Raw genomic sequence first — 18,797 nt, forward strand, 5'->3', positions numbered from 1 at the left:
TTTTTTTAAGAACTCGCGTTTCGGTTTGTTTACCCCTTTCCCTTCCTGCAACTCTTCCCGAAAGCGGGTGCAAAGATAAAACAATTATTACCCCTTTTCCAAATTTTTACACCTTTTTTTTTGAAAAAATTTCACAATAAGACATAAAATACTATATAACAGAAAAATAAAACTTTTTAAAAAAAACTCTTTGCCTGAGCAAAAACTCTCATTGTTTTATTCCTTTGACTTCATCAAAACCTTTTCCGAATACCCCCATAACAGTATTCATCGTCATAAACACATTCGGGTCAACCCGCTTAGCGATTCTCAACACTTCTATAGCCTCGTTTTTCCGGACAACAATAATCAACATCTTTTTCGCCTGACCGGAGTACCAGCCCTTGCAATCCACGACGGTAACACCATGCACAAAACTTTCTGTAATTTTGGCAGCGACTTCTTCATACTTTTCGGTAAAAATAAACAACTGGGCAGATTGTTTTTTACCAGTAAGTACAAAATCGATTGTAAAGGAGGTAACCCCCATCAATACGTATCCGTACATCAGGCCTTCGAGATTGAAATTGATAAGCAAACTACAAGCAATAATTCCACAATCGCAATACATAATCATCTTACCGGGGCTTACATTTTTATACTTGGTAATGATCATGGCAACGATATCCGTTCCGCCAGTACTTCCTCCGTTCGAAATAGCCAAAGCAATTCCCACTCCCGTTAAGATACCGGCAATAATAGCGCTCATAAAAACATCCTTCACCACGCCTACAGGGAAAAGAGGTTGCAAAATTCCCAAAAGGATAGAACTCATAATGATGGCATACACGGTCTTTACGCCAAATTTCGGCCCCAACACTTTTATAGCAACGGCCAACAAGAAGACATTGACCAATAAATAAGTAACGGCTACCGGAACATGCTGGCCTGTCAAGTAATAAACAATAGTTCCTATACCTGTTGCTCCTCCTCCGACAATCTTATGGGGAATCTGAAAAGCTGAAGCAGAAAAACAATACAATGCGATTCCCAGAGATATAATCAGATAAGATTTTATCTCTCCGATCAGTTTTTTCTTATTTACTTCCATCTTAATTTTTCAATTTAGCCCACGTATCTTTTAAGCCGACAGTCCGGTTAAACACAAGCGACTCCGGTTGGGAATCTTTATCCACACAAAAATACCCCAGGCGTTGAAACTGAAAACGGTCTCCCGGCTTCGCCTCTTTTAAACCGGGCTCCAACTTACACCCCTTCAGTATTTCTAAAGAATTCTCATTGATAAATTCCTTAAAATCCACGTCTTTATGCCCGGCCGGATCTTCATCTTTAAACAGACGATCGTATAAACGAACTTCAGCATCTATAGCTTCAGAAGCGGAAACCCAGTGTAAAGTACCTTTCACCTTGCGGTTACTGGCTTCTGTTCCGCTCCCGCTTTTACTTTCCATATCGCATGAACAATGAATCAAGGTAATATTCCCTTCTGCATCTTTTTCCACACGCTCACATTTTATAATATAAGCTCCTTTTAAACGTACTTCTCCACCCGGCGTCAAGCGGAAAAATTTTTTCGGTGCATTTTCCATAAAATCGTCCCGTTCTATATACAATTCACGGGAAAAGGGTACTTTTCTCATGCCAGCACTCGCATCTTCCGGGTTATTCTCGATTTCTACCATCTCTGTCTGATCCGGGTAATTGTCTAAAACCACTTTCACCGGATGCAGCACGGCCATAACCCGTGGGGCCGTCTTATTCAGATGTTCCCGAATACAATACTCCAATAAAGCAATATCCACGACAATTTCCCGTCGGGCAACTCCGACTTTTTCAGCAAAAGCCCTTATCGACTCAGGAGTATATCCCCGTCGTCTCAAACCTGATATAGTAGGCATACGCGGATCATCCCAACCCGATACATATCCCTTTTGCACCAATTCCAGCAATTTCCGCTTACTCATCACCGTATAATTCAAATTCCGGCGGGCAAATTCAATTTGCCGGGGCCGGTATTCAGTATGAGTTAACTGATCCAGAAACCAATTATAAAGAGGACGGTGAACTTCAAATTCCAACGTACAAATAGAATGTGTAATTCCCTCCAAATAATCACTTTGTCCATGAGTAAAATCATACATCGGATAAATACACCATTTATCTCCGGTACGGTGATGTTTATTGAAAAGAATACGATACATAATCGGATCCCTCATCAACATATTCGGAGAGCTCATATCGATTTTCGCTCTTAACACTTTACTCCCTTCCGGAAACTCTCCTTTCCGCATCCGACGAAATAAATCTAAATTTTCCTCCACGCTTCTATTCCGGTAAGGACTATTCACTCCCGGTTCATTTATCGTTTTACGTCCGGCACTAATCTCTTCAGCGGTCTGATCATCCACATACGCTTTCCCTTGCAAAATCATTTGTTCTGCCCATTCGTATAACTGATCAAAATAATCCGAAGCATACCGCACTTTGCCTTCCCACTCAAATCCCAGCCATTGTATATCTTCTTGGATAGAATCCGTATATTCTACATCTTCCTTTACAGGATTTGTATCGTCGAAACGTAAATTACATTTACCCTGATATTTAGCTGCCAATCCGAAATTCAAACAAATCGAGGTAGCATGCCCGATATGGAGATAACCATTGGGCTCCGGAGGGAAACGGGTATAAACCCGGCCTTCATTCTTACCTTCTGCCAATTCTTCCTCAATGATCTGCTCTATAAAATTCAACGATTTGCCTTCATCTTCTGTCTCTGAGATGTGATGATTTGTATCCATATGATATTTATTTATATTTTGAGTCACAAAAGTAAGTAATTTATGAGAGTTTTAAAAGTTTACGTATATTTGCGGCAATGAAAAATTTAGCATACATACTATTCCTGTGTATCTGGGGCTTGCCAAGTTTTGCCCAGATAGCGGATAATGCCCAATTCGGAGACAACGATAACAACCGTTCTCCTTTTGCGGACCGGGACTCTGTTCCCCAACAAAATGTCGAACATTTCAGGAGAACCTGGAGATGGGCACACGATGGCGTTTATCGTCAGGATGTTCCTTTGGATACAACACTGGACAATATTCATAATTACAACTATATCTTCAAAAAAAGTGTCGCCAACACCTATTTGGCTAATTTCCCCTCTCCTTATATTTCTGATATTTTTATCAACCGGGCTCCCGATCAGGATTTCTTCGCTTTGACCAATATACGGGCTTATTTATACCGTCCGGTAGATGCTCTTTATTTTAATACGACGACGCCTTTTACTCAATTAACCTATTTTACAGGAGGAGGAAAAGGAAAAAATGAAACCCTGCTGGATGTTTGGCATACCCAAAATATCCGCCCATTCTGGAATGCAGGTTTTCGTTATAACCTAATATCCAGCGACGGACGTTATATGAATCAAAAATCCAAAGCTTATAATTTTTCTCTTTTCTCTTCTTATGAATACGAGCGTCTCGCCATTTCTTTTTTCCTCAATCAAAATAATGGAAAATTCAATGAAAATGGAGGTATTACCGATAAAAAATACATCCGCGACACGACTATAAATGCCGAAAATATACCAGTGAATTTATCTAATACTTCCAACAGTTACCGGAATTTCAATTTTTACGCACAGGTGCAATACAATATTGGGAAACCGAAAGAAGTCATTACCCCTACGGATACCACCATCACGTATCCGGCAAAAGCTTTATTTTCCGCAACCATAGAAGATAATATACACCGTTTTAAAGAAGCAAATGTCAACCGGGATTTTTTCCCTGTCACTTATCTGGATACCGTAACCAGTCTGGATATTCAAAGCGACAAAATCTATGAGATTACGACAAAATTTGTCGTCAATGAACATCCTAAACACAAGTATTTGCCAGGAGTCTACGCGGGTCTGAATTACAAATATCTGGACTACAGTGGCAGAACATCTTTAGATACGGTGAATAATTACGGCAAAAAAAAATATAGCGGAATCTGGTTAACCGGGGGATTGTTTAATGTAGATAGCACAGCCATTTTTAATTTCGACGCCAGCGCCCGGCTTTGCCTTATCGGAGATTATGTGGGGAATTTTACTATTGAAGGTTTTATCCAGCAATATTTTAATAAAAACAGAAATTCCTACGTAAAAGTAGATGCTTTGATCGAATCGAAAGCTGTCAATCCCTTTTTCAGCAATTACATCGGCAATCACGATTATTGGGAAAATAATTTCAACAACATAAAAACCCTCAACATTCAAGGACGCTATGTCAATGAAAAACTCCGTACAGAAGTAGGTATCGCCTGGTCGAACATCATTGATTATGTCTATTTTGACACCACCTCAATGCCTGTACAGAGCTCCAAAACACTTATGGTCCTAACAGCTTGGGGCAAACAAAATTTTAAAGCCGGAAATTTCCATTTCGATCAAACTGTATATTTCCAGAAAAGTACACAGGAAGATATACTTTCTCTCCCCGTCATTGCTTTATATTCTCACAATTATTACGAAAATACTTTTTTCAAAAAAGCATTGAAGTTTTGCGTCGGTATTGATTTGTTTTACAATACAAAATTCTATGCTGACAAATATAAACCTTCTTCTATGCAGTTTTATAATCAAAGGGATGAAAAAACCGGAGGATATCCCAAGGTGGATGTATTTATAGATTTTGCTATCAAACGGGCACATCTTTTCCTGAAATATGAACATCTGAATTATTACTTCACAAACGGAGAATATTTCAGTGCCCTTAACTATCCTATCAACCCGGCCATGTTTAAGTTCGGATTGAAATGGAACTTTTTTGACTGATCTTCGGTCCCAACAGGAGAGGAACAGCAGAATCGCCCTCCTGCTTGTCTTCGGAAGGGACTTTTTAGATTGGACAATTTTTTATATCTTTACCCAATGCAAGCAAAGAAAATAGTAATATACACTCTCCTTTTCCTTTGCTTTTCCTGTAAAGATACAAAGGAAAAAAATCCGGAATTTATCATTCCGGCTCCTTTATCTGTCGAAAAAATCCAGACAAAAGGTTTTTTAGATATATCTACTTTTTATTCCACCACAGACTATTATGTATACAAAGGAATTACCCGCGGTTTTCATTACGAACTGGCACAAGATTTTGCTCATTTTCTGGGAGTCAAACTCCGGGTATTGGAAGTAAACAATAACATCGATACTGCCATCTCCAGGCTCCGCCAAGGTAAATACGACCTACTTGCTGTAAGCGTGACCGAAACCCCGGAACGTAAAGAAAAAATTAAATTCGCCCAACCTTTTTTTAAAACAGGAGAAGTACTGGTACAACATAAAAAGAAAGGAATAAAGAAAATAGAAGAATTGGACGGGAAGACGATCTTTATTAAAAAAGACGCTCCTTATAAAAAACTACTTTCCCAACTCCAAGATTCCTTACATATACATATTAAAATTTCAGAAGTCACCGGCTATTCTACTGAAGATTTACTTCACCTAGTGGAAATCGGAGAAATCGGTTTTACCATTACCGATGAAAACATCGCTTCAGCTCTGAGTATTTCGATGAAAAACCTGGACTACTCGATTCAGCTGTCAAACGGTATTTCTATCTCCTGGGCCACCAATCCGGAAAATAACATCTTAACCCAGGAAATAAACGAATGGCTAAAAGAAGTAAAGAAAAACGGGAAATTAAATTTTCTGTATAAACGGTATTTCAACAATCGGAATTCCGTTCCTCACCACACGTCTAAATACGTATTGTTGAAAAAGAGCGATTTATCTCCTTTCGACAGGGAATTGAAAAAAGAAAGTAAAATGCTGGAATGGGATTGGCGTCTCTTAGCCGCCATTGTCTACAATGAATCCAAATTTGATCCCGAAGCTATTTCCCAGATCGGAGCCTACGGCCTGATGCAAATTACCCCGGAAACAGCAACCATGTTTCACGTAGAAGATTATTTCACACCGGACAGTAATATTTATGTAGGGGTACGTTACCTGAAATACCTCGATCAGACTTTTTCCAAATATCCCTTACCCCCGGAAGAAAAATTAAAATTCGTACTGGCATCCTATAATGTCGGAGCAGGCCACGTTATGGACGCCATGCGCCTGGCCCGCAAATATGAAAAAAATCCTTACAAATGGGACCAGAATGTAGCTTATTATTTAAAATATAAATCCGAACCGAAATATTACCGGGACTCTCTTTCCCGGAATGGTTATTGCAACGGTCAACAAGCTTATGACTATGTACACCGCATACTGGAAACCTATAATAATTATAAATACATAAATCCTTAATATAAATTAAGGGAAAAATGTTTGTACGAATATTGATTTGCCATTTTTTTTTACATACCTTCGCATGATGAATTGTTTAGCTTTTTAAAATTCATAAGCTCATGCCTTACAGAAGATTACCAAATACAGATGCAGCAAGAATAAGGGCATTAAAAGCAGCCTTGAAAAAAGGAGACAGCCTTGATGACATAAACCAAATTGCTTATTCTTTTCCTTTGAAACAAAAAATTGATATTTTTTTACCTAAATTCGAAATAGCAATTACAACTTCTAAAGCCGCCCGGGAAAAACAAATTGAGAACAGTCGAAAGTTCACGGAACTAACAAAAAAAGCCCGTCTCTATATTTCACATTTTATTCAGGTACTGAATTTTACAATAGCCAGAGGAGAACTGAAACCCTATGCCCGTACTTTTTACGGTCTAGATGAAAAGGATTCAAAAGTTCCCAATTTATTGACCGAACAAGAACTCATTCTCTGGGGAGAAAAAGTCATTAACGGAGAACAGGAACGACTGAATAACCGTTACGGCAATCCTATCTATAGTCCGGCTATCGCCCTTGTCCGGGTCAGCTACGAAAATTTCAAACAAAGTTATAATTTCCAAAAACAACTCCAGGTAAATTCTTCCCGTTTCAGTGCCGAAGTAGCTCAATTCCGGGACGAAGCCGATGCACTGATCCTGAATATATGGAATGAAGTAGAAAATTATTTCTCTTCCGAAAAAGACGAAGAGAAAAAAAGACAACATTGCGAAGAATACGGTCTGGTTTATGTATTTCGTAAAGGGGAACGGGAAAGATTGAAACGGAAAAAAGACGCGGAAGATATTACCCTCAAGCTTCCTTTTTAAAAAATCAGTTTTTCTTTTCAGGTTTGTTGCACTTGTCTTTCAAAGGGCATCCGGCACATCCCTGACAAGAGGAGGAATTGTTTCTTTTTTTCCATAACCGGATATTTCTCCATACGACCCAAATAATCGCCCATATAAGTATAATATAAACACAAATCTGCTGCATAAAAGTAGATTGAACGAATTCAAACGTCAAATATATAAATGAGGAGAAAAGGATTCAAAAAGAACTTTCGACAACTCATCCTTCTCCTTTTTATAGGCTGAGCTTACCATAAACGTCCGATTTGGTATACGCAAAAAGCAATAATCCAGGCCAAACCGGTAGTATAAAATATAGTAAAAAATGCCCATTTCCAGCCGGCCTCTTTCCGAATAGCAGCAATGACAGCCATGCAAGGAAAATAGATCAAGATAAAAAGCATAAAGCCAAAGGCGATTAAAGGAGTAAACAGTGGCTTCCCCTCAGCATTTGTCTGTTTCTGTAATTTTTCTGCCAGATTCTGAGTATCCACTTCTCCTTCTGAACCGGCATGATAAAGTATGCCCATAGAACTTACCACAATTTCTTTAGCAGCCAACCCGGTAATAATACTTACCCCCATTTTCCAATCAAAACCTAGGGGAGCTATAACCGGTTCCACCGTTTTCCCTATGCGCCCGATATAAGAATTTTCCATTTGCTCGGCACTTTGTTTCCCGTATTCAGTATGAGGGAAATAACCCAAGGCCCAGATTAAAATGGAAGCAAAGAGAATTATAGTACCCATTTTTTTCAAATATTGCCCTGCTTTTTCCCACATATGAAAAGCAGTATTCCGCATCGTCGGCATACGATAAGGAGGTAATTCCATTACAAAAGGATCCGTAGCTTTGTGAAACAGTACTTTTTTCAATACGATAGCCGTCAATATAGCCACCGTTATTCCCACCAAATACAAAGACAGCAATACCAATCCCTGCTGGGAAGGGAAAAAAGCCGAAACCAATAAAATATAAACCGGTAAGCGGGCACTGCAAGACATAAAAGGAATGATCAACATGGTAATCAAACGCTCCCGACGGCTCTCCAACGTACGGGTAGCCATAATAGCCGGGACATTACACCCGAAACCAATTAGCAAAGGGATAAAAGACTTCCCATGCAAACCGATCTTATGCATCATTCTATCCATTAAAAAAGCCGCACGGGCCATATAGCCGGTATCCTCCATTAAGGAGATAAAGAAAAATAAAATCAAAATATTCGGTAGAAAAACAATTACTCCTCCCACTCCGGCAATAATCCCGTCGACAAGCAAATCAGTCAAAGGGCCAGCAGGCATACTTCCTGCTATCCAATTTCCTAACCCATCGACTCCTTCCTGAATCCAATCCATCGGATAACTGCCCAATGAAAAAGTCGCCTGAAACATGACCCACATAAAAAGAATCAGCACCGGAAATCCCAACCACTGATGTGTCAATACAGTATCAATAGCATTTGTCAACTGCCTTTTATCCCTGTCTCCGACAATATAAGTTTCCTTCAGCGCTCCCCGGATAAAACCATACTTTGCATTGGTGATAATCGTACAGGTATCTTCTTTATATTCTTTCTCTAAAAACGCAATACATTTCTGGGCGGTTTCTTCTATCTGCTTGTAATTGGGAAGCTGGGTCAATATTTTTTTTGTGAGTGAATCATTTTCAATCATTTTTATAGCCAAATAGCGCGGAGCAAACTTATCCGTAATCGCTTTATTCGGCGCTATCGTCTCTTTCACTTTATCAATAGCGGCTTCGATATCCGTCCCATAGTTGATATGTATATGACGGCTGAGTTCGTTCTTATCCTCAAATACTTCAATAATCTTATCCAAAACGCCCTCAATTCCTCTTCCTGAACAAGCCGTAGTAGGAATAATGGGAAAACCCAATAATTTTCCCAGATATTGATAATCCAGCGTTGCCCCTTCCTTAGCCAGCTCGTCGTACATGTTCAAAGCCATCACGACTTTTATATTCATATCGATTAATTGGGTGGTCAGAAAAAGATTCCGCTCCAGATTGGAAGCATCTACGATATTCAGTACAATATCCGGATGCCGATCGGTGATATAAGTCCGGACAAATATTTCCTCCGGAGTATACTCTGTAATCGAATATGTACCGGGTAAATCGATCAGATTGATCGTGTAATCCCGGTGCTTAAATACAGCCTCCTTGGCATCCACCGTCACTCCGCTATAATTCCCCACGTGTTCCCGTAAACCCGTAGCCCGATTAAAAAAAGAAGTCTTGCCGCAATTCGGATTTCCCACTAAAGCGACTTCTATGGTATTTGTTTTCTCCTGAATCACATTTTTCACCGTCTCATCCAGAAATGTTCCATTATAGGAAGCATCTTTCGAACAAGCAGGAGAATAATCCGTGATATCCATCACTTCAATCAACTCCGCTTCGCTCCGACGCAAAGAAATATGTCCATCCATCAGTTTATACTCGATGGGATCCCGTAAAGGAGCATTTTTAATCACAGTTATTTTCTCTCCCTTTACAAATCCCATCTCGACAATTCTGTTGCGAAAACTACCGTGTCCATGTACCTTGACTACCACACATTCATTCCCTGTCGGAATATCAGCCAGCCGTAAAAAACGATTCTCCATCCCTAATAATATTACGCGGCAAAAATAGTATTTTCAAATAACATATAAAATCCCCATTTATAGGGATACAAATAGCTGGAAAACAGCAAAAAAATCGGGAGCAGTTTCTGGCCCCCGATTTATAAGAATTACATATATAAATCCCGCTCCCCGGCTGCTATCCGCCTGTAATAATTAAAAAAAGTCGGCAACAATTTTTTATCCGTGAAAAAAGAGGTATTTTCTATTTCCTGCAATTCCCGTTGAATCAAACGCTCTCCGGCTTCCTTCGTTGCCGCAGAAGCATAATCATTGAGGTATTCCCGGAAAGTAAGTACAGCATTCAATTTACAAAACTTTCCTTCTACCCCTTTCTCCAACAAATTCATAATCTTATCGCCCGTTCGCCCACAGCGATAACCAGCCGTACAAAAAGAAGTAATATATCCATCATCTGCCAATTCCTTTATCACTTCATCCAAACTTCTTTGATCTCCTAACATAAACTGTACTTTATCCGCATTTTCTTCTTGCAATTTCTTTCCGGCATAAGCTCCGATACCGATTTTGGAAGAAGCATCCGTTTGGGTACAACCGTAATTGATAATCTCTCTCCTCAATTCAGCTCTTTCCCTTGCCGTCACGATCAGCCCCGTATAAGGTACAGCCAGACGCAATACCATTACCAACCGTTTGAATGCATCGTCATTTACCAAATAAGGAGAATTCTCGCTGAGAAAACTTCCCGGTGCCGGTTGCATTCTGGGGAAAGATATGGTATGAGGTCCGATACCGAATTGCCGCTCTAAATCGTGCGCATGTTCCACCAAGCCCATCACTTCGAATTTCCAATCGTATAAACCGAAAAGTGCTCCAATAGCGACATCATCAATTCCGGCATCCATCGCCCGATGCATAGCATATAATCTCCAGCGGAAATTCCCCTTTATCGTATTGGCCGGATGTAACTCCGCATAACGTCCCGGATGATAAGTCTCCTGGAAAACCTGAAAAGTTCCAATACCCGCACGCCACAATTTTCTCAAATCTTCAACAGCCATAGGAGCTGCATTTATATTTACCCGGCGAATATTATTAAAACCATTCCCGGAAGGAGTAGTCCGTTTTACTGCATATATCGTTGAAATCGAATCGGCTATATAATCTGCATCACTCTTAGGATGCTCTCCGTATACGGCAATCAGACGTTTGTGTCCCTCATCAATAATAGCTTCCGTTTCGCGATAGATCTCCTCAGGCGATAAGATATGCCTTTTTTCTTCCGGGTTATCACTTCGGAAACCACAGTAAACACAACGGTTTACACATAAATTAGAGCAGTATAAAGGCGCAAAAAATACAATCCGGTTGTCGTATACCCGCTTTTTCACTTCCAGGGCTGCTTCCCGCATTTCTTCTAACAAAGCCGGGTCTGTCACATTTAATAGTACAGCCGTCTCTTCAGGGGTAAGTAATTTTATCGATAAAGATTTCTGTAAGATGTCCCGAACCCTCTGCGGATCCGGATGAGCTTGTTGCTCTAAATTTGTTCTGATCTTTTTTTCATCGATAAAGTCTTTCCCTTTTACCAGATATTTATCGATTTCCTCTTGTCGTATGACCTGCTTTACCCAAGCTTGTACATCCATGTTTAACTATTATTTAAATATTACTTTTATTACGCCTGAAGAACTGATACTCAACAAAACGGCAATTATCTTTTCCTACAGAAGAACCCATCCCACGGAACACAGAGAAGTCGTTCAGGCACACCTTTTTTATACCACAAAGATTGTCAATAATTTCCGAATGCTGAAACTATTTACCTATATTTTTTTCTATCAACCGATATATTCTTTCTATCCTAAAAATCAAATGTCAAGCATCAGAAAGATTCCGGAGAATTCTTGCCAATCCCGTTCTTTCTAAAGGAGTATCTTTAAACAGACGGGCAAAAGTAAATTCATCCATTTTCTTCCAATCTTCCTTTTGCAGATTCAACCTTTCCGGAGACGGTAAAAAGGCTGCCACCTGATGCATCTTTGCACGGCTGTTCCAAGGACAGACTTCCTGGCAAATATCACAACCGAATATTCTCTCTCCTGCTTTTTGTTTTACAAATTCCGGGTATTCCCCTTTATTTTCAATGGTATGGTAAGATATACACTTTCGGGCATCCAACTGGTAAGGGGCTAAAGCCCCTGTAGGGCAAGCTTCTATACAACGATTACAATTTCCACAATAGTTCTTATCAAAAGGTATATGATAACGATCGAATTTTTCAGGAGTAATAATGATTCCGATAAAACAAAAGGACCCTTTTTCCCGGTTGATCAGCAAAGTATTTTTTCCCACCCAACCCAGTCCTGCCCGTCTGGCCCATTCATGTTCCAATACGGGGGCCGAATCGACAAAACACCTTCCGGCAATCTGTCCCTTCAATTGCTCCAGTTTTTCTTTCACAATTTTATGGTAATCTTTCCCGTACGCATATCGGGCAATTACCGGAATTCCCTCCGCTTGCCGAAAAGGATGGAAATAATTGGTAAGGGTAACGATGAGGGAATGTGCATTTTCGACCAACAGACGAGGATCTTCTCTTTTATCCACATTCCGCTCCATATAAGACATTCCGGCCTGACATCCTTTCTGCAACCACAATTGCAAATGGCGTATCTCCTGCCCCAACTTTTCATAAGGGGCTACCCCGATAACATCAAATCCGAGCGTTGCCGCTTTCCGGCAAAAATCCTCCAGTTTCAATGTTCCTCTCGGATCAGATATCATATCCCAATTCCAACTTCGCTACCTCACTCATACGCTCCGGTCCCCAAGCCGGTTCAAAAACCAGGTTTACCGTGACGCTCTCTATCCCCTCCACTTCCATAACCACATCGTGAACCTGCTGTACAATCTCATCAGCAATAGGACAACCGGGGGCCGTCAACGTCATATCGATAATCACCTCCGCCGGCTTTACAAAATGAATCTCATAAATCAATCCCAAATCCCAGATATTCACCGGTATTTCCGGATCGTAAACCGTACAAAGTTTCTCTATGATCAGGTCCCTCATTAAACTAGCAGCCATAATTCTAAAATTACATATTCATTAGTGGAAACTTATTTTTTGGCAGAAAAAGCAATCGCATACATTTTTATCTGCTTTACCATAGACAATAGTCCATTGGAACGAGTAGGAGACAAATGCTGCGTCAAACCGATTTCATCGATAAACTTTAAATCGGCCTTTGCAATATCTTCCGGCTTTTGCCCCGAAAATACCCTGACCAATAAGCCTGCAATTCCTTTTGTAATAATCGCATCGCTATCTGCCGTAAAATAAAGCAAATTTCCCTGCATTCCGGCGTGAAACCATACCCGGGACTGACATCCTTTTATCAGGTTATTTTCCGTTTTATATTGCTCCTCCATGGCGGGCATAGCCGTCCCGATTTCTATCAGATAGGCATACTTATCCATCCAATCGTCATAGACCGAAAATTCATCTATAATGTCCTGTTCTATTTTTTCTATTGTTTCCATAATCTTCTATTCTCGTTATTAGCTTCCCGACCTCCTCTCTTCTTATCCTCCTTATAGCCGAAACATTTTCTCCACTTTTTCGATCCCCCGGCAAAAAATATCTATTTCCTGTTCTGTATTGTACATTGCTAAAGAAGCTCTGACCATGCCGGTAACACCATAATGTTGCATCACCGGTTCCGCACACAACTGTCCCGTCCTTACGGCTATTCCCATTTTATCCAACAAAAGCCCTACATCTGAATGGTGAATATTCCCGACGGCAAAAGAAAGGACAGACGATTTACAAGCCGCTTCCCCAAAAATTCGCATCCCGGGAATCCGTTTCATTTGTTCCATAGCATATTCCAACAACTGATGCTCATAACCGGCAAAATGCTCCATGCCAACCGACTCTACGTATTTCAAAGCCTCTCCTAATCCGATAATACCAATAAAATCAGGAGTTCCGGCTTCAAATTTAAACGGGAGTTCATTATAAGTCGTTTTCTCAAAACGCACCTCTCTGATCATTTCTCCTCCCCCTTGCCAAGGCGGCATCTGATTTAACAATTCTTCTTTACCATATAATACTCCTACTCCCGTCGGTCCATAAATTTTATGTGCGGAAAAAACAAAAAAATCACAATCCAACTCCTGCACATCTACCGGAATATGTTGTATAGCCTGGGCACCATCTATCAATACCTTCGCTCCACACCGATGAGCCTGGGCGATAATCTCTCTCACGGGATTTACTGTTCCCAAAACATTCGAAACATAAGCCACCCCAACTAGTTTTACCCGATCCGTCAAAAGACGCCCAAAAGCCTCTTTATCCAATTCCCCCTTATCTGTAAAAGGAACAACTTTTAAAATAGCCCCTTTCCGCTCACACAACATTTGCCAGGGAACAATATTGGCATGATGCTCCATTTCGGTTACTAAAATCTCATCTCCCTCCTCAATAAAAGCTTCCCCATAAGTGTAAGCAATCAAATTAATGCTTTCGGTTGTTCCCCTCGTAAAAATAATTTCTTTTTCCGAAGCTGCCCGAATAAAACGCTGCACAATACGACGGGCTTCTTCGTTAGCATCCGTACATACATTACTGAGATAATGCACTCCGCGATGTACATTTGAGTTGTATTTGAGATAATACTCGGTCATTTTTTCAATAACCGGAAGCGGACGCTGACTGGTAGCCCCATTATCCAGATATACCAACGGCTTTCCATATATTTTTTCCTCCAAAATCGGAAAGTCCTGCCGGATTCTATTCACATCAAACATGATTGATTCAATTTAATTCTTCTCGGTTTTGATTAAAATGGCCCTTTAAAAACAGGTCGAAGGCAACTACTTTTTACACTGCATCAGGCAATTGTGACATTTTGAAAACTCGCCCCTCAACCGCTTATCGATTAAATCGTCTATTTTTACCCGCAGCGGTTCCAATTTTACCCGCTGAACAATGTCATGTGCAAAACCAAACATCATCATCATCCGGGCTTCCGCCAAACTGATTCCCCGGGAACGCAGATAAAACATAGCTTCCTCGTCTATTTGCCCCACTGTAGCTCCGTGGCTACATTTTACGTCATCGGCATCAATGATCAACTGAGGTTTGGCATTTACCCGAGCCGAATCCGTCAGTAACAAATTATTATTCGCCTGATAAGCCTCCGTTTTCTGAGCATCCGGTTCTACCCGGATACATCCTGAAAAATTAGCTAAAGACGAATCATCTAATACACCCTTGAAATGTTCATTACTGGTACAATGAGGAGCAATATGATCGATATACGAAAAATTATCCACTTTCTGACTTTTATCCAAAATATAAATCCCATATAAATGACATTCTCCTCCTTCTTCGTTTAAAGCCACATACTGATTATTCCGGATCATACCTCCATACAAAGTAACCATATTGCTTTCAAAAACGGCATTCCGCTGTTCCGATACAAACAATGAATTAATCTGAGAAGCTCCCAAATGCTGATTTTGTACCTGATAATAATCTAAATGCGCCCCTTCTCCTACATATATTTCGGTTACATTATTCATCAAGAAATAATTTTCCGACAATGTATGATCGCATACCAGTAAAGTAGCTTCCGCTCCCTTCTCCAAAATAATCATATTTCGCTGATAAGCCATCAAGTCGGCCTTAGCCCGCAGCAGATTCACGATCTGAAGAGGACGCTTCAAATTTACTCCCTCCGGAATATACACAAATACCCCATCCTGAGCAAAAGCCGTATTTAAAGAAACCAGCCCATCCTTTACCGCTGCCGGAGCATACTGATTGTAATGAGCAGCAAACAATTCCGGATATTTCAAACTCGCTTCCTGAAAACTACAGATAACCACCCCTTCCGGTACATCTGCCTTTTCATTTTCTTTAAAATACCAACCGTTAACAGTCAGCAACAAATCCGTAGCAAGCTCCGGAACGGCACAGCGAAAAACTTCTTTCACATTTACATCCTGAGGAATATATTTTAATACGACTTTGTAATCCTTTCCGAATACCGGAAGCAAATCCATATATAAATAATCCTCTGTTTTAAAAGGAATCCCTCCCAAAGCTAAAAACTTACTGAAAGCGTCCTCCCGAAAAGCATTCACCTCCGGTCCACAGCCAGCTTCCATCCACGAACGCCCTTCTCTAAAAAGCGATACGAAATCATTATTTATTTTATCAATTCCAGTCATATATCTTGCATTACCAATTCCCCTAATCCCTGCTCAACTTCCTACGGAATAAAAATTATTATTTTTTCATCTCTTCTTTAATCCAGTCATAACCCTGTTTTTCCAGTTGCGCTACCAACTCCTTACCGGCAGTTTTTACAATCCGGCCATCGTATAATACATGCACCACATCCGGAACGATATAATCTAACAAACGCTGGTAATGCGTAATCACAATCGTAGCATTCTCCGGTTTCTTCAACTTATTGACCCCCTGTGCAACCGTCCGCAAAGCATCTATGTCCAAACCGGAATCCGTCTCGTCCAATATCGCCAACTTCGGCTCTAAGACCGCCATCTGAAATATTTCATTTTTCTTTTTTTCCCCTCCGGAAAATCCCTCGTTCAGAGAACGATTTAAAAGTTTGCTATCAATCCCTACCAATTCCATCTTTTCCCGGATCATTTTTAAAAATTCACCGGCCGGATAAGGAGGCAGTCCCTGATATTTCCGATGCTCATTGACGGCCGTCTTTAAAAAATTCACCGTACTTACCCCAGGGATTTCTACAGGATATTGAAAACTCAAAAAGATTCCTTCCCGGGCACGGTCTTCCGCCGGCAATTCCAACAAATTCTTTCCATTAAATTCTACTTCTCCTTCTGTTACTTCAAAACGTTCCCGACCTGTCAATACAGCAGACAACGTACTTTTTCCGGCTCCGTTCGGACCCATTATCGCATGAACTTCTCCGGCTTTTACTTCCAGATCTATCCCTTTAAGTATTTCTTTTCCGTCAACAACGGCATGTAAATTCTTTATTTTTAACATAGCATTTGAATTGAAATCGATAATTGGAATACTGCTTCTATTATCTTATATTTTCTTCTCTTATTTACGTTTATCCGACGCTCCCTTCCAAGCTTATCTGTAATAATTTTTGGGCTTCTACAGCAAATTCCATAGGCATCTTGTTGATGACATCCCCGGCATAACCCTTGATAATCAATCCGACTGCATCTTCGGTCGATATGCCCCGCTGATTACAATAAAAAATCTGATCTTCCCCGATCTTAGAAGTCGTCGCCTCATGTTCTACCTGTGCTGTGGAATTCTCAATTTCCAGATAAGGAAAAGTATGTGCACCACATTTATCTCCCAATAAAAGCGAATCACATTGAGAATAATTTCTCGCATTTTTACATGTCTTCACCACCTTTACTTTTCCCCGGTAAGCATTACTACTGTACCCTGCCGATATACCCTTCGATACGATACGGCTCCGGGTATTATTGCCAATGTGAATCATTTTTGTACCCGTATCGGCCTGCTGGTAATTATTGGTCACGGCTACCGAATAAAATTCGCTCACAGACCCGTCACCTTTCAAAATAGTACTGGGATATTTCCAGGTAATGGCAGAACCGGTCTCGACCTGCGCCCAGATTAAACGGGCATTCTCACCCCGACAAAGCCCTCGTTTGGTAACGAAGTTATAAATTCCTCCCTTGCCTTCTTTATTCCCCGGATACCAGTTTTGTACAGTACTGTATTTGACTTCTGCATTTTTTTCTACAACGATTTCCACAATAGCAGCATGCAGTTGATTCTCATCCCGCATAGGCGCTGTACAACCTTCCAGATAACTTACATAAGCCTCTTCTTCCGCCACAATCAACGTTCGCTCAAACTGACCGGTTTTCGCTGCGTTGATCCGGAAATAAGTAGACAACTCCATAGGACAACGCACCCCCTTCGGAATATATACAAAAGAACCATCGCTAAATACAGCCGAATTCAAAGCGGCAAAAAAATTGTCCCCATAAGGTACAACCGTACCCAAATATTTTTTCACCAAATCCGGATGATTTTTTACTGCTTCTGAAAACGAACAAAAAATCACACCTCTTTCCGCTAAAGTCTCTTTAAAAGTCGTCTTCACAGAAATACTGTCCATAACGGCATCTACCGCTACCCCCGCCAAAGTTTTCTGTTCATTGAGCGGAATTCCCAATTTATCGAACGTTGCCTTTAACTCCGGATCAACATCTTCCCACTCTTTTTTTACCTCCTGTTTCGGAGCAGCATAATAAATAATATCCTGATAATCAATCTCCGGAATATTCAATTGCGCCCAACGGGGCATCTTCATTATCAACCATTTCCGATAAGCTTTTAAACGAAATTCCAGCAACCATTCCGGCTCTTCTTTTTTAGCCGATATGGTACGGATCACGTCTTCATTCAATCCTTTTCCTATCGTATCCGTCTCTACATCTGTTACAAAACCGTATTTATATTCACTAGCTGTAACTTCCTGTAATATATTGTCTTGTTCTTTAGCCATAAAAAATTCTTTGCTCTCAGATTTACGATTTTTATAGATAAAACGTTATTCTCTTCCCCTCTTTTCATCCGGTTCATTTTCTGAATTCTGCAAAAATACAAAAAAATATCCACTGCTACACTTACAAGGAATAGATATTCTTTATGGATTGATATTCAGTTTCTATGTTCCCGAAAAGCGACCAAACATCCGCTTTGTTTTTGTTGCCGGAGTTTCGTACCTCTATTTTTTACATTATCTTTATCCCTTGAATAGAAAAAGCTCTACGATTCAACTATAAATCGCTGATTCGGCATAGAAAGCCACGGAAGGGTACGAAAAGAACCAAGGAAACATTTATACCGATAAACTTTTGTATATGCAAACGACTAACTATTTATACCGTTGAAGAATTGAACTTTTAAACTTTTGAACCGATCTAAACAGGTTCACC

General features: G+C 40.3%; 15 protein-coding genes. 3 read left to right on the plus strand and 12 right to left on the minus strand.

What is annotated here, in order from left to right:
* Window positions 1-208: 208 nt before the first annotated feature.
* Window positions 209-1,090 carry a YitT family protein gene (locus HMPREF9449_RS12295; protein ID WP_009137588.1) on the minus strand — a complete coding sequence of 294 codons (882 nt, stop codon included), beginning with the start codon at window positions 1,088-1,090 and terminating at the stop codon, window positions 209-211.
* 1 nt (window position 1,091) lies between these two features.
* Complete coding sequence (locus HMPREF9449_RS12300; protein ID WP_009137589.1) at window positions 1,092-2,798, minus strand: glutamine--tRNA ligase/YqeY domain fusion protein; 1,707 nt, start codon at window positions 2,796-2,798, stop codon at window positions 1,092-1,094.
* Between the two features lie 77 nt (window positions 2,799-2,875).
* Between HMPREF9449_RS12300 and HMPREF9449_RS12305 the strand changes: the two genes are divergently transcribed.
* The 3 genes from HMPREF9449_RS12305 (at window position 2,876) to HMPREF9449_RS12315 (ending at window position 7,161) form a co-directional block, all read left to right on the plus strand.
* Complete coding sequence (locus HMPREF9449_RS12305) at window positions 2,876-4,828, plus strand: putative porin (protein WP_009137590.1); 1,953 nt, start codon at window positions 2,876-2,878, stop codon at window positions 4,826-4,828.
* Between the two features lie 96 nt (window positions 4,829-4,924).
* Window positions 4,925-6,307: an MltF family protein gene (locus tag HMPREF9449_RS12310; RefSeq protein WP_009137591.1), complete on the plus strand. Its 1,383-nt coding sequence runs from the start codon at window positions 4,925-4,927 to the stop codon at window positions 6,305-6,307.
* A 101-nt stretch (window positions 6,308-6,408) separates the two neighbouring features.
* Window positions 6,409-7,161 (plus strand): hypothetical protein, encoded by a 753-nt coding sequence (locus HMPREF9449_RS12315; protein ID WP_009137592.1) that lies wholly within the window; start codon window positions 6,409-6,411, stop codon window positions 7,159-7,161.
* Between the two features lie 4 nt (window positions 7,162-7,165).
* Here the strand turns inward: HMPREF9449_RS12315 and HMPREF9449_RS17045 are convergent, their stop codons facing one another.
* From HMPREF9449_RS17045 to sufB, 10 genes are all read right to left on the minus strand, one after another.
* Window positions 7,166-7,327: a FeoB-associated Cys-rich membrane protein gene (locus HMPREF9449_RS17045; RefSeq protein ID WP_147640189.1), complete on the minus strand. Its 162-nt coding sequence runs from the start codon at window positions 7,325-7,327 to the stop codon at window positions 7,166-7,168.
* A gap of 103 nt (window positions 7,328-7,430) precedes the next feature.
* A complete protein-coding gene (feoB, locus tag HMPREF9449_RS12320) occupies window positions 7,431-9,812 on the minus strand; it encodes a ferrous iron transport protein B (RefSeq protein WP_009137593.1) in 2,382 nt (793 codons plus the stop codon).
* A 128-nt stretch (window positions 9,813-9,940) separates the two neighbouring features.
* Entirely contained in the window at window positions 9,941-11,440 is a 1,500-nt protein-coding gene (gene hydG / locus HMPREF9449_RS12325) for a [FeFe] hydrogenase H-cluster radical SAM maturase HydG (protein WP_009137594.1), read from the minus strand.
* 229 nt (window positions 11,441-11,669) lie between these two features.
* Window positions 11,670-12,578, minus strand: a complete 909-nt coding sequence (gene queG / locus HMPREF9449_RS12330; RefSeq protein ID WP_009137595.1) for a tRNA epoxyqueuosine(34) reductase QueG — start codon at window positions 12,576-12,578, stop codon at window positions 11,670-11,672.
* A complete protein-coding gene (locus HMPREF9449_RS12335; protein ID WP_009137596.1) occupies window positions 12,568-12,882 on the minus strand; it encodes a metal-sulfur cluster assembly factor in 315 nt (104 codons plus the stop codon). The genes queG and HMPREF9449_RS12335 overlap by 11 nt, the downstream gene beginning before the upstream one ends.
* 32 nt (window positions 12,883-12,914) lie before the next feature.
* Entirely contained in the window at window positions 12,915-13,337 is a 423-nt protein-coding gene (locus tag HMPREF9449_RS12340; RefSeq protein ID WP_009137597.1) for a SufE family protein, read from the minus strand.
* Window positions 13,338-13,388: 51 nt separating this feature from the next.
* Window positions 13,389-14,609 carry an aminotransferase class V-fold PLP-dependent enzyme gene (locus HMPREF9449_RS12345; RefSeq protein WP_009137598.1) on the minus strand — a complete coding sequence of 407 codons (1,221 nt, stop codon included), beginning with the start codon at window positions 14,607-14,609 and terminating at the stop codon, window positions 13,389-13,391.
* Between the two features lie 66 nt (window positions 14,610-14,675).
* Entirely contained in the window at window positions 14,676-16,037 is a 1,362-nt protein-coding gene (gene sufD, locus HMPREF9449_RS12350) for a Fe-S cluster assembly protein SufD (protein ID WP_009137599.1), read from the minus strand.
* A gap of 58 nt (window positions 16,038-16,095) precedes the next feature.
* Window positions 16,096-16,848 carry a Fe-S cluster assembly ATPase SufC gene (gene sufC, locus HMPREF9449_RS12355; protein WP_009137600.1) on the minus strand — a complete coding sequence of 251 codons (753 nt, stop codon included), beginning with the start codon at window positions 16,846-16,848 and terminating at the stop codon, window positions 16,096-16,098.
* Between the two features lie 70 nt (window positions 16,849-16,918).
* A complete protein-coding gene (sufB, locus tag HMPREF9449_RS12360) occupies window positions 16,919-18,364 on the minus strand; it encodes a Fe-S cluster assembly protein SufB (protein WP_009137601.1) in 1,446 nt (481 codons plus the stop codon).
* Window positions 18,365-18,797: the final 433 nt, after the last annotated feature.

Origin of the sequence: Odoribacter laneus YIT 12061 (assembly GCF_000243215.1) — a bacterium.
GTDB classification, from domain to species: Bacteria; Bacteroidota; Bacteroidia; order Bacteroidales; family Marinifilaceae; genus Culturomica; species Culturomica lanea.